The sequence below is a fragment of the Enterobacter cloacae complex sp. 2024EL-00711 genome, assembly GCF_047529885.1.
GTDB classification, from domain to species: Bacteria; Pseudomonadota; Gammaproteobacteria; order Enterobacterales; family Enterobacteriaceae; genus Enterobacter; species Enterobacter ludwigii.
Genome location: NZ_JBLIZC010000013.1, coordinates 38,620 through 50,850 on the forward strand (window position 1 = coordinate 38,620; position 12,231 = coordinate 50,850).

The following is a 12,231-nucleotide window of genomic DNA, read 5'->3' on the forward strand; positions in this document are numbered from 1 at the left end:
AGTTCAAATCTGTTTCTATCATCGCAGGAGAAGACACAAAAGCAAGAGTTTGCCGCTTTCCTGCAACGGGAATTATTTAGCGTTATACTGCCGGCATCACGAAAAACAGGAACAAAACCATGAACGACAGTGAATTCCATCGCCTTGCAGACACCTTATGGATGACCATCGAAGAGCGGCTTGACGACTGGGACGGCGACAGCGATATCGATTGTGAGATCAACGGCGGCATTCTGACCCTGAGCTTCGAAAACGGCAGCAAAATTATTATTAACCGCCAGGAGCCGCTTCACCAGGTCTGGCTGGCCGCCAAACAGGGAGGCTACCATTTCGATCTGAAAGAGGGCGAATGGGTGTGTGACCGTAGCGGCGAAACGTTCTGGGAGCTGCTGGAACAGGCGGCGACCGCGCAGGCAGGCGAAGACGTGCGTTTTCGTTGAGTCTGTTTTGCCCGGTGGTGCGCTGCATACCGGGCAAAAACTGTCAGGAGAAATACTGCTGCAACAGCGGGGTAGTGTCCTGGCTGGCGGGAACCGCTGGCGTAACGGCCTGCGTACGGAACGGAATCACCTGCGAACGTCCGTCTACATTCACAATCTGGTAGAACTGCGGCAGGTTAAAGTTGATGAAGCTGGAGCCGTAGGTAAAGCGGTCATGTGAGGACGAATAGAAGCGGCTGACGTCGCGCACCAGCTCCTCTTTACTGCCTTCACAGTGGTGATAAACCTCAGCGCGGTTCGTCTCATCCAGGATGTAGATGTTGAAACCGGCGTCGTCACCCGACTCTTCAAAGAAGAACTGAATAATCCCTTCGCTCGCAAAGCCATCCACGACCTGTGGCAGTTTCACGTGGTTGGTTTCCACCTGCACTGACAGGCCATGCAGCTTGTTGTGCGAAATGGCGCCGTAGAACTCGATGGCGTTTTCCAGCTTCTGTACTGAAACATTCAGGCGCTCGAAGAACAGGCCCCAGGTCTGTCCGGAGACGCGCAGCGCTTTAAAGCGACCGGTTTCCTGACGGGTACTGGAGAGGCGCAGTTCGATGCACTCTGAAACCAGCTGCTGCACACGGGTACGGATCAGACCGCGCAAATGCTGGCTATAGCAGAACACCTCAACGCTGTCCGGCGGCGCAGCGTCCTGGTGCATCTTGCCGAGAATCGTTTTCAGCGCTTCGATCATCGCCTGCTCGCCGTTGAAGTGAAGAGTACGCACTTCGTTCCACGAGTTGCGGTACAGCAGGTCTACGCTGCCCACCAGGCAGTTTTGCTGCTCGCCAAAGCTAAAGACGTCCAGCTTGCGGAAATCAAAATGGACCACCTGATTGCGGAAGGCCGCCGTCGGGTCATATTCCAGGTTGACGATGATCGCCAGATGGCGAATTTCACACGGGCTGTAGAGCGCTTTTGGCGTCGGCGCCGGCAGACGCAGCGGGAAGTGGTGGGAGACATCCGCCACCATCTCCTGCAGTTTGGCTAAATCGACAACCTCGTTGCCTTTGATAAACAGCCGGGTACGCGAGGTCAGCAGGCCGTTGAACCAGGCCCAGGCCACCAGCTTGTTCAGGTAGCGGTTATATTCCAGCGGCTGATGGCTGATGATCGAGTCCATGCTTGGCGCACGGTTGTACAGGTACCACCCGGTGCGGTTTGCGCGGCCCGGCGGCACATAGATAAAGGTCAGGTTCGGTTCTGACAGGTCCGGTGAAATCTGCGGGTTAACCAGCGTGACTTTACCCGGCAATGCTTCAAACGCCGCGTACAGTTTACGCGTCAATACCCCGATGTCCTGCGGGCTGGCGGAAACGCTGAGATTGTTACGACGCGCAAAGCGGATAAGGTTGCGGTAGCTTTGCATCATGGCGTCGAGCAGTTCGTTGTGCGCTTCACGCACCTGATCGATTTTCCAGTTGGCGCGGTTATCAAGCATCGACAGACGTTCTTCGTCCCATCCCCACTCTTTAACCAACTGACTGACCACTTCACGACGCCAGCCCACGCATGCGCGTTCGCGGCTGAGTTTTTCACAGACTTTGAGATAGAAACATCGACGCACCAGATCGAGACGCGTGGTGTCATCAATGGCTTTCAGATATTCGGTGACGCGTTCAAGCATCATGCAGTAAGCATCCAGCCCGTAGGAGACAATTTCTCCGTCGTGCAGACGCTGCTTGATATCTTTCGCCAGCAAACGCGGCGTGGGGTATTCCCAGGAATAGGCTTCCAGCAGCAGGGTTTTCAGCACGGCCTTATACGGCGAATCAATGCTTTTATAGAGCTGCCAGAGGCTCGCGCCAAAGTACTCTTCGGCGGAAAGCGAACTGAGGCCACCCAGATCCAGCCATTCATTTGGTGTCAGCACACCCTGGGAGTACAACGACATTACGTAATCGTCGTAATGCTCTTCTTCGTCGCACGGCACCATATTCCACAGAATACGCTTACCGGCCAGGCGTACGGCAGTACGGTAAAACTCGTCCAGCAGTAAGATGTGCTGGGTTGAACCGCAGTCTTCACCACCCAGACTGCCACTTTCGTTATGACGGAAACGGTTTTCATCAATCAGGAAGAAACTGACTTCTACGCCAAGCGACGCGGCCCAGCTTTCCAGCAGGCTGCACTTTCGTTGCAGCAGCTGACGCTCGTCGTTATCGAGCCAGGACTGATGACAGACCCAGATGTCCAGGTCCGAAGAACAGCTTTGCCCAACCGAGGAGGTGCTGCCCATGGTGTAAACGCCTGTAATCGGCAGTTCACCTTTCGGTGATTCCTGCGGCGGCATACCACGGTAGAGTTCAAGTTCGGTCAGGTAGTGTTGTTGGGTTTCATCAGGCGTGAAAAGACAGATGCCTCTGGGAACGTTACCGTCAAGGTAGCCAGGCATCAGCGGATGGTGATAGTGCAATAATGTCGGCAGAAGACTGTATACCTGCTGGAAAGCAGGGCCCATAGCAGCAAGCGCGCGATCGACACGCAGTTGGTTTATGGCATCCAGTCTCTGTTTCAGAGTCTCAATATAGAGGTACAAGACGTATCGCCTGATGTTTCCGGGTGTCGCACGCTATTCAAAACAGAAATAACAGCGGACCCGCAGTATTACAAAAAGAGAACCGTTACCTTTTTTCGCCCTTATCATTATGGTGGTACCGACGAAAAAATGGTCTAAAACGTGATCAATTTAACACCTTGCCGGTTGACCGTAAAGAAAGATGCGCTACATACAGTGTAGCACCGTTCTGTACGTGTAAATTCCTTAATACGGCTGTGGCTGACGAGAACCCCGCCCTGTCCCTCTCTTCTTCATCACCGTAAAACTGCCATCCCAGAGTCAACAATGTTAGGATGGTTAGCGATTGATAATGACGGTAACAAGCATGTTAGACAATGTTTTGAGAATTGCCACACGCCAAAGCCCTCTTGCGCTCTGGCAGGCACATTATGTTAAGCAGCGCCTTGAAGCCTGCCACAGTGGATTGTGCGTCGAGCTGGTGCCGATGGTCACGCGCGGTGACGTGATCCTTGATACGCCACTGGCTAAAGTGGGCGGCAAGGGCCTGTTTGTCAAAGAACTGGAACTGGCATTGCTTGAGAACCGCGCCGATATCGCCGTACATTCGATGAAAGATGTGCCCGTCGAGTTCCCGGAAGGGCTGGGGCTGGTGACCATTTGCGAGCGTGAAGATCCGCGCGATGCGTTTGTCTCCAATCACTATGATTCGCTCGATGCGTTGCCAGAAGGCAGCGTGGTTGGCACGTCCAGTTTACGTCGTCAGTGTCAGCTGGCAGAACGTCGTCCGGACCTGATCATTCGTTCGCTGCGCGGTAACGTTGGTACGCGTCTGAGCAAGCTGGATAACGGCGATTACGATGCCATTATCCTCGCGGTTGCGGGTCTGAAGCGCCTGGGGCTGACGTCGCGCATTCGCGTCGCGTTGCCGCCTGAGCTGTCGCTGCCGGCCGTGGGTCAGGGTGCCGTCGGCATTGAATGCCGTCTGGATGATGAGCGTACCCGCGCGCTGCTTGCCCCACTGAACCATGATGAGACCGCTATCCGCGTTAACGCCGAGCGCGCCATGAACACCCGCCTCGAAGGAGGGTGTCAGGTGCCGATTGGCAGCTATGCTGAATTAATTAACGGTGAACTGTGGCTGCGAGCGCTGGTTGGCGCACCGGACGGTTCACAGATGGTACGCGGCGAACGTCGCGGTAAAGCGCAAGATGCCGAACAGCTTGGCGTGTCGCTGGCAGAAGAGCTGCTGGATAACGGCGCCCGCGAGATCCTGGCTGAGGTGTATAATGGAGAACCCCCTGCATGAGTATTCTTGTCACCCGCCCTTCTCCCGCAGGAGAGCAGTTAGTGAGCCGTCTGCGCGCACTGGGGCAGGTGGCCTGGAGTTTTCCGCTCATTGAATTCTCCCCCGGTCGGGAGCTGTCCGCGCTTGCCGACCATATGAATACCCTCCAGCAGGGCGACTTGCTGTTTGCGCTGTCGCAACATGCGGTGGAATTTGCCCAGGCGCAGCTGCAACAGCAGGGGCTTAACTGGCCAACCGCCCCTCACTATTTTGCGATTGGTCGTACAACGGCACTGGCGTTGCATACCGTAAGCGGAACAGACGTTCGTTACCCGTTAGATCGGGAAATCAGCGAAGTCTTGCTACAATTACCTGAATTACAAACTATTGCCGGAAAGCGTGCACTCATTTTACGCGGTAACGGCGGGCGCGAACTGTTGGGCGAAACGCTGCGGGAACGCGGGGCTGAGGTCACGTTCTGCGAATGCTATCAGCGTTGTGCAAAACATTACGATGGTGCGGAAGAGGCGATGCGCTGGCATATGCGCGGCATTACGACCCTGGTGGTGACCAGCGGTGAAATGCTGCAGCAGCTCTGGTCGCTGGTGCCCCTTTGGTATCGTGAAAACTGGTTACTCCACTGCCGGCTTCTGGTCGTCAGTGAGCGTCTGGCGAACCAGGCCCGGGAACTGGGCTGGCAAGATATTCGGATCGCTGATAACGCTGACAACGATGCGCTGCTGCGCGCATTACAATAACTCTCATAATGGGAAGCCATAATGACGGAACACGATAAATCCTCCGCCGTGGTTGAAGAGACCAGGGAGACTGTGGACATCACGCCGCAGTCAGAAACGACTGAGAAAACCGTTGAGAAGAAGAACGGCAGCAATAAAACCAGCCTTGCGCTGAGCGCGATAGCCATCGCCATTGCGCTGGCCGCCGGCGTTGGTCTCTATGGCCTGGTGAAACAGCAAGGTTCCAGCCAGACGGCGACCAACGACACGCTGGTCAATCAGCTTACCGCCCTGCAAAAAGCGCAGGAGACGCAGAAAACTGAACTGGAAACGGTGATTAAACAGCAGTCCGCGGCGCTCGCTGAGGCGAACAGCAAACAGGAAGAGCTGACCAAACAGCTGGACGACGTGCAGCAGAAAGTCGCCACGATTTCCGGTACCGATGCCAAAACCTGGCTGCTCTCGCAGGCCGATTTCCTGGTGAAGCTGGCCGGACGTAAGCTCTGGAGCGATCAGGACGTCACCACCGCCGCCGCGCTGCTGAAAAGCGCTGATGCGAGCCTGGCAGACATGAACGATCCGAGCCTCATTACCGCGCGTCGTGCCATTACCGAAGATATCGCCAGCCTCTCTGCCGTTTCGCAGGTGGACTACGATGGCATCATCCTGAAGGTCAATCAGCTTTCAAACCAGATTGATAACCTGCAGCTGGCGGATAACAACGACGATGACTCCCCGATGGATTCTGACGGCACCGAGCTTTCCAGCTCCCTGAGCGAATGGCGCGTGAACCTGCAAAAAAGCTGGCAGAACTTTATGGATAGCTTCATTACTATCCGCCGCCGTGACGAAACCGCCGTTCCGCTGTTAGCGCCGAATCAGGACATTTATCTGCGCGAAAACATTCGCTCCCGCCTGCTGGTGGCGGCCCAAGCCGTACCGCGTCATCAGGAAGAAACCTACAAACAGGCGCTTGATAACGTCTCGACATGGGTACGTGCTTACTACAATACCGATGATGCCACGACCACGGCTTTCCTCGATGACATTGATAAACTGAGCCAGCAGAACATCACCATGAACGTGCCGGACAAGCTGGAAAGCCAGCCGATTCTGGAGAAACTGATGCAGACGCGCGTGCGCAACCTGCTGGCGCAACCGGGCGTTCCGGCAGAACCTCACGCCCAGGCCCCTGCCGCCGCGCCAGCGCCTGAAAGCGCGCCACAAGGAGAGTAATGATGCTTAAAGTACTCTTACTCTTCATCCTGCTGATCGCCGGGATCGTGCTGGGGCCGATGCTTGCCGGTCATCAGGGTTACGTCCTGATCCAGACCGATAACTACAACATCGAAACCAGCGTAACGGGTCTGGTGATCATCCTGATCCTCGGTGTGGTGGTGCTCCTTGCGGTGGAGTGGATCCTGCGCCGAATTTTTCGTACCGGTGCGCATACGCGTGGCTGGTTCGTTGGCCGTAAACGCCGCCGCGCCCGTAAGCAGACTGAGCAGGCACTGCTTAAGCTGGCCGAGGGTGACTATCAGCAGGTTGAAAAGCTGATGTCGAAAAATGCTGACCATGCCGAACAGCCGGTGGTGAACTATCTGCTGGCCGCCGAGGCAGCGCAACAGCGGGGTGACGAAGCCCGCGCCAACCAGCATCTGGAACGCGCGTCAGAACTTTCTCCGAAAGACCCGATTCCCGTTGAGATCACCCGCGTTCGCCTGCAGCTGGCCCGCAACGAAAACCACGCCGCGCGTCACGGTATCGACCGTCTGCTGGAAGTCTCGCCACGCCACCCGGAAGTGCTGCGTCTTGCCGAGCAGGCCTATATTCGCACCGGTGCCTGGGGTTCACTGCTGGATATCATTCCGTCGATGGCCAAAGCCGACGTCGGTGATGATGAGCATCGTGATGAACTCCAGCGTCTGGCATGGATTGGCCTGATGGATCAGGCGCGTGCCGATCTCGGCAGCGATGGCCTGAAAACATGGTGGAAGAATCAGAGCCGGAAAACGCGTCAGCAGGTTCCGTTGCAGGTTGCGATGGCAGAACATCTGATTGAATGTGACGATCATGACACGGCGCAGGAGATCCTCCTCGACGGACTGAAGCGACAGTATGACGATCGCCTGGTTATGGTGATCCCGCGTCTGAAAACCAATAACCCTGAGCAAATTGAAAAAATGCTGCGTCAGCAGATTAAAGCCGTCGGCGACCGTCCACTGCTGTGGAGTACGCTGGGCCAGTCGCTGATGAAGCACGGTGAATGGCAGGAAGCGAGTCTCGCCTTCCGTGCAGCGCTGAAACAGCGTCCGGACGCGTTTGACTACGCGTGGCTTGCCGATTCGCTGGACAAGCAGCACAAGCCGGAAGAGGCTGCCGCCATGCGCCGCGATGGGCTGTTATTAACGCTGCAAAATAATGGCAGCCAGCAATAAATAACAAGGAGGCCAGACAGCCTCCTTTTTTTATTCCCCTTCGCCTGCTACATTCTTTACCACATCATCTAAAACGAACCCGCCAATGTAACGACGTCTTTTCATTAACTTTTTTCCATACACGCGACGAGTGCCGCGTGGACTGAATCGTTTTTGAAAGGAAATCGTCATGAACTCCCTTTTGTACGCGCTTATTGAAGCGCTGCGCTGCCACCGCTGGCTGCGCCTGCTGGCCTGTGCCTTTATCTTTACATCACTGGGAAATGGCGTAACCCAGGTGGTGGTCTTCGGCTTACTGTTAGCATGGTCCGCCCCGCCCGCGCTGCTTACCCTCGCCTTTCTTTTCGCCACGCTACCTGGCTTTATCGGCAGCCTCATCAGTGAAAAGCTGTGTGTACGCTATTCTCCGATACCCCTGTTGATACTCACCGAGGGGCTTGGCTTACTGGCCCTGCTCTTTCCCCTGCTCGGCGTGCACTATCACAGTATCCCTGCGTTACTGGCCGTGCAGTCCACCGAAGCACTGCTCAACGGGATGAGCTGGCCTGCGCTGACGCTGCTCTTTAAACGCGGACTCAGAGAAGCAGAACTGCCTGCCGCAACCTGCCTCGAGAATGTGATTTTTGCCGCTCAGGTTTTGTTAGGCACCGGGCTGGGGATGGTACTTTTCCAGAAGATCGCCATCCTCGCCTTGCTGGCCATTGATGCCACCAGCTTTCTCGGATCGCTGTTCATGCTCTGGCTGGCAGGTCGTGTATTTTTAGCGCCCACACTGGCAGTCCCCACTGAAGAGAAAGCGCCTGCGGCTTTACGCTGGCAGATGTTGACCATCCGGCAGAAACGCAGTTTGCTGATTTTGCCTGCGCTGGCCGCCGTCGGTTCACCGGCCATGGCGCTTCTTCCGGCAATGGCACAGCAGATCCATCCTCAGGATGCGGCCAGCCTTGCTTTGCCACTGCTTTTTGCAAGAAGCATGGGACAACTTTGCGGTCCCCTGCTGCTAAAAAGAGACAGCCTGACGCGTTTTGCAGCACGCACGCCACGGATTTTACTGTGTCTCGGCATCTTCCTTACTGCGTATGGGATGCTCCCGCTGTTGTCAGGGTGGATAGCATGCGCGCTGGGGATGATATTTGTCGCACACCTGGCCTCAAATGTTCTCTTTGCGGCCGGCACGTTTGCCGTACTCAGCAGTTTTCAAACCACACACATGGCTTCGGCCAGCAGTAAAGCCTGGCGCTGGCAAACGCTCAGTGCCTCGCTTTTCACCGGTATTGCCGCGATGGCGGCGGCAGGGTTTGGCTCCATACAGGCGCTTTACAGCGTTTCGTCAGCCGCTCTGATTCTGGTCGCCCTGATCATGTACGTTTACCGGGAATAAGGCATAAAAAAACGCCTGCTATAAAAGCAGGCGTTAAAACAGGTCTGTAAGACAACATATTTGGTGCTTCACTCAACGTTATGCCCATGGTGTCTGATGAGGCCGAAGCGACATCTGTCAGTGGACGATAAGCACCGTAAATGGCTCTGCGTCATTCCTGAGTTTATGAGGCACTAAGGCGAACATAAGAGATGGAATGAGCATCTACACGTATATTATTGCACGTAACGTGCCAACTTGACACGCAGAACTTTTACATCGCGCAACATTTTAAGATAAAAGGAAATTATGTTGTTGAGCGGTATCTTAGACCCTACAACCTGCTGATAAACACGACGAAATGTCGTCTGGAGGAGACACGAAAGCCGCCAAATTATTATATCTTTTACTTTCAATGTGTTATGTGTCGCTGAATCGCGACAAGGAAGCCGGCTGTTGTCGTGGAATCACTACAGAGGAAAGAAAGGCGCAGAAAACAAAAAACCCCGCCGAAGCGGGGTTCAAAATTGGTCGGCGAGAGAGGATTCGAACCTCCGACCCACTGGTCCCAAACCAGTTGCGCTACCAAGCTGCGCTACTCGCCGATGTACTGCTTTTTGAATTTTTAGTTCAATTCATTAAAAAGTCGTGGTGCGAGGGGGGGGACTTGAACCCCCACGTCCGTAAGAACACTAACACCTGAAGCTAGCGCGTCTACCAATTCCGCCACCTTCGCAATTCACAACTCTTTCAATAATGGGGTGGCTAATGGGATTCGAACCCACGACAACTGGAATCACAATCCAGGGCTCTACCAACTGAGCTATAGCCACCACTGTATTCTTTCACGCGGTACTGACTACTTCTCAGACCACCGCAGCTCTAGCGCCGGGACTAAAATGGCGCGCCCGACAGGATTCGAACCTGAGACCTCTGCCTCCGGAGGGCAGCGCTCTATCCAGCTGAGCTACGGGCGCTTAGCGCCGTTGCGGGGCTGGATATTACGTACCTCCGACCCCGCTGTCTAGTGCTTTTTTGAAAAAAATGCGCGTTTGGTTATGGTTTGCACATTTTGCCGCTTATTCCTCCACTTTCTGCGAGGTAGCGCGGCGGCCCAGACCAAAAAGCTTATACGCCGCGGTCACCGCCGCCAGGAAGATCATCCCGACAAACAGCGACATGCGCGTATCTTCATTAAAGTACATTCCGATTAATACGCAAACCAGGAACGCCATCGTCAAATAGTTGGCGTACGGGAACAGAATGGAACGGAACGGATGGCTGGCGATGGCCTTTTTATGTGCCTGACGGAAACGCAGCTGGCTAATCAGGATAACAAACCAGGGCACCATACCTGGCAGCACGCTGGCGCTGTAGACATAAACGAACACGCGCTGCGGATTCGGGATGATGTAGTTCAGGCAGGAGCCAATCAGCAGGATCACAATCGACACCGCCACACCCGCAACCGGTACGCCCGCACGCGAAACTTTCGCCATTGCCGCTGGCAGCTGGTTGTTTCTGGACAGCGCGTAGAGCATACGTCCGCAGCTGTACATCCCGCTGTTGCAGCCTGACAACGCCGCCGTCAGAACCACAAAATTAATGATGCCTGCTGCCGCCGTGATGCCAATCTTCGCGAAGGTCAAGACAAACGGGCTACCGGTCGTGCCAATTTCATTCCACGGGAAGATGGTTACGATAACGAAGATCGCCCCCACATAGAAAATCAGGATACGCCACAGCACCTTGCCTACGGCGCTGCGCAGCGTAACCTGCGGGTTTTTCGCTTCACCCGCGGTAATACCGATAAGCTCGACCCCCTGATAAGAGGCCACAACGATACACAGTGCCGTCAGGAAGCCCTTCCAGCCGCCCGCAAAGAAGCCGCCGTTTTCGGTCAGGTTACCAAAGCCAATGGCGTGCCCGCCGTTGCCAAAGCCGAAGAAGATAACGCCCAGCCCGACCACAATCATCACGATGATAGTGGTGACTTTGATCATCGCAAACCAGAATTCGATTTCACCATAAAGACGAACCGCAGCAAGGTTTGCCAGTGCCACCAGCCCCACGGCAATCAGCGCCGGTATCCACTGGACCATGTCCGGGAACCAGAACTGCACGTAGACCCCTATCGCCGTGATTTCAGAGATGCCAACCGCCATCCACATAAACCAGTATGACCATGCCGTCAGGTAGCCAAAGAACGGGCTCATATATCGGTGCGCGTAAACGGCGAAGGAACCCGTGACGGGCTCCATGAAGAGCATTTCGCCCATCGAACGCATGATGAAGAAAACGAACAATCCCGCAATGATATAAGCCAGCAAGACCGAAGGTCCTGCCCATTTGAGCGTGCTTGCGGAGCCCATAAACAGGCCCACGCCGATAGTGCCGCCCAGCGCTATCAGTTCAATATGACGAGCATCCAGCCCACGCTGTAGCTCCGGTTTTTTCTCTGCCATAGATCCTCGATTGTGTTTGCTGTTTCCCGACTTCAGGCCGGGTATTGTTTTTTAGGGGTACTAAAATACGGGGCGAATGGTTTCTTAAAATGCAGCAAATGGCAAACGATGCATAAAAAAATGAATGCATTGCACAGATTTGCAGCAGTTTTGCAGGGGAGTTGCAGCGCGAACAGCATATCGCGCTACATTTTGATTACATTTTCCCGGTGTAGTGCCAGGTAAGGTAGCGAAGCAGACGGATCTGTCGTGTAATCCGCGTCGGCTGAGATAGCAGGCGATACAGCCACTCCAGCCCCAGGTTTTGCCAGACTTTGGGCGCGCGCTTAACGTGGCCGGTAAAAACGTCATACGTTCCGCCAACGCCCATATAAAGGGCATCCGGACACACCTGACGGCAGTCACGCATCAGGATCTCCTGGCGTGGGGAGCCCATCGCCACGGTGATGATTTTCGCTCCACTGTCGCGAACGCGTTTAAACAGCGCCTGCCGGGCCTCTGGTTTGAAGTAGCCATCCTGGCTGCCCACGATGTTAACATTCCATTGACTGCGCAACTTCGCTTCGGTCTGCGCCAGCACCTCCGGCTTACCGCCAATCAGGAATACCGGCGTGCCTTCCGCCCCTGCGCGTGCCATCAGTTGCTCCCAGAGATCGGCCCCTGCCACGCGAGATACATTAGCGCCAGGATACTTTTTGCGGATTGAACGCACCACGCTGATACCGTCGGCATATTTAAATTCAGCCGCTTCTATCAGGCTTCTCACTTCGGCGTTGTCTTCCACCGCCAGCATCTTTTCCGCATTGATGGCGACCAGCGTACCGGATTTCATCTGACCACCAGCGAACAGAAAATCCAGCGCGTGTTGCATATCGCGCCAGCCAATAAGCTGCAGACCGCGCAGCGTATAGCGCGGTGCAGAAGTTTTATCCGTCAT

General features: G+C 55.1%; 9 protein-coding genes and 4 tRNA genes. 6 read left to right on the forward strand and 7 right to left on the reverse strand.

All coding sequences use genetic code 11. The features are described from left to right. The first annotated feature begins 119 nt into the window (after positions 1-119). The gene (cyaY, locus tag ACMVME_RS22045; RefSeq protein WP_410398510.1) at positions 120-440 is read left to right on the forward strand and encodes an iron donor protein CyaY; all 321 of its coding nucleotides are present in this window, start codon (positions 120-122) and stop codon (positions 438-440) included. Between the two features lie 43 nt (positions 441-483). Here cyaY and cyaA read toward each other — a convergent pair whose 3' ends face one another. Next, positions 484-3,027, reverse strand: a complete 2,544-nt coding sequence (cyaA, locus tag ACMVME_RS22050) for a class I adenylate cyclase (RefSeq protein WP_014172138.1) — start codon at positions 3,025-3,027, stop codon at positions 484-486. 346 nt (positions 3,028-3,373) lie between these two features. On the opposite strand from cyaA, the gene hemC reads away from it, so the two are divergent. The 5 genes from hemC (at position 3,374) to ACMVME_RS22075 (ending at position 8,850) form a co-directional block, all read left to right on the forward strand. Further along, a complete protein-coding gene (gene hemC / locus ACMVME_RS22055) occupies positions 3,374-4,315 on the forward strand; it encodes a hydroxymethylbilane synthase (protein WP_032669623.1) in 942 nt (313 codons plus the stop codon). Beyond that, positions 4,312-5,052 carry a uroporphyrinogen-III synthase gene (gene hemD, locus ACMVME_RS22060; RefSeq protein ID WP_014172140.1) on the forward strand — a complete coding sequence of 247 codons (741 nt, stop codon included), beginning with the start codon at positions 4,312-4,314 and terminating at the stop codon, positions 5,050-5,052. The genes hemC and hemD overlap by 4 nt, the downstream gene beginning before the upstream one ends. A 21-nt stretch (positions 5,053-5,073) precedes the next feature. Continuing rightward, the gene (hemX, locus tag ACMVME_RS22065; protein ID WP_014172141.1) at positions 5,074-6,267 is read left to right on the forward strand and encodes a uroporphyrinogen-III C-methyltransferase; all 1,194 of its coding nucleotides are present in this window, start codon (positions 5,074-5,076) and stop codon (positions 6,265-6,267) included. A 2-nt stretch (positions 6,268-6,269) separates the two neighbouring features. Next, positions 6,270-7,469, forward strand: coding sequence for a protoheme IX biogenesis protein HemY (gene hemY / locus ACMVME_RS22070; RefSeq protein WP_032680089.1), 1,200 nt, complete (start codon positions 6,270-6,272; stop codon positions 7,467-7,469). A 169-nt stretch (positions 7,470-7,638) separates the two neighbouring features. Beyond that, entirely contained in the window at positions 7,639-8,850 is a 1,212-nt protein-coding gene (locus ACMVME_RS22075; RefSeq protein WP_414743499.1) for an MFS transporter, read from the forward strand. 507 nt (positions 8,851-9,357) lie between these two features. Here the strand turns inward: ACMVME_RS22075 and ACMVME_RS22080 are convergent. The 6 genes from ACMVME_RS22080 to wecG all read right to left on the reverse strand — a co-directional run bounded on the left by ACMVME_RS22080 (position 9,358) and on the right by wecG (position 12,231). Next, a tRNA-Pro gene (locus ACMVME_RS22080) sits at positions 9,358-9,434 on the reverse strand. A 44-nt stretch (positions 9,435-9,478) separates the two neighbouring features. Next, positions 9,479-9,565, reverse strand: a tRNA-Leu gene (locus ACMVME_RS22085). Between the two features lie 21 nt (positions 9,566-9,586). After that, positions 9,587-9,662 (reverse strand) — tRNA-His (locus ACMVME_RS22090). A 67-nt stretch (positions 9,663-9,729) separates the two neighbouring features. Then, positions 9,730-9,806: transfer RNA gene (locus ACMVME_RS22095), tRNA-Arg, on the reverse strand. A 102-nt stretch (positions 9,807-9,908) separates the two neighbouring features. Continuing rightward, positions 9,909-11,294: a bifunctional threonine/serine APC transporter ThrP gene (gene thrP / locus ACMVME_RS22100; RefSeq protein ID WP_414743500.1), complete on the reverse strand. Its 1,386-nt coding sequence runs from the start codon at positions 11,292-11,294 to the stop codon at positions 9,909-9,911. Positions 11,295-11,490: 196 nt separating this feature from the next. Next, on the reverse strand, positions 11,491-12,231 hold the full coding sequence (gene wecG, locus ACMVME_RS22105; protein ID WP_014172146.1) for a lipopolysaccharide N-acetylmannosaminouronosyltransferase: 741 nt from the start codon (positions 12,229-12,231) through the stop codon (positions 11,491-11,493).

Coding starts and splice junctions, on each gene's coding strand:
- cyaY (WP_410398510.1), top strand. CDS start 120: ATGAACGACAGTGAATTCCATCGCCTTGCAGACACCTTATGGATGACC.
- hemC (WP_032669623.1), top strand. CDS start 3,374: ATGTTAGACAATGTTTTGAGAATTGCCACACGCCAAAGCCCTCTTGCG.
- hemD (WP_014172140.1), top strand. CDS start 4,312: ATGAGTATTCTTGTCACCCGCCCTTCTCCCGCAGGAGAGCAGTTAGTG.
- hemX (WP_014172141.1), top strand. CDS start 5,074: ATGACGGAACACGATAAATCCTCCGCCGTGGTTGAAGAGACCAGGGAG.
- hemY (WP_032680089.1), top strand. CDS start 6,270: ATGCTTAAAGTACTCTTACTCTTCATCCTGCTGATCGCCGGGATCGTG.
- ACMVME_RS22075 (WP_414743499.1), top strand. CDS start 7,639: ATGAACTCCCTTTTGTACGCGCTTATTGAAGCGCTGCGCTGCCACCGC.
- thrP (WP_414743500.1), bottom strand. CDS start 11,294: ATGGCAGAGAAAAAACCGGAGCTACAGCGTGGGCTGGATGCTCGTCAT.
- wecG (WP_014172146.1), bottom strand. CDS start 12,231: ATGACGGATAAAACTTCTGCACCGCGCTATACGCTGCGCGGTCTGCAG.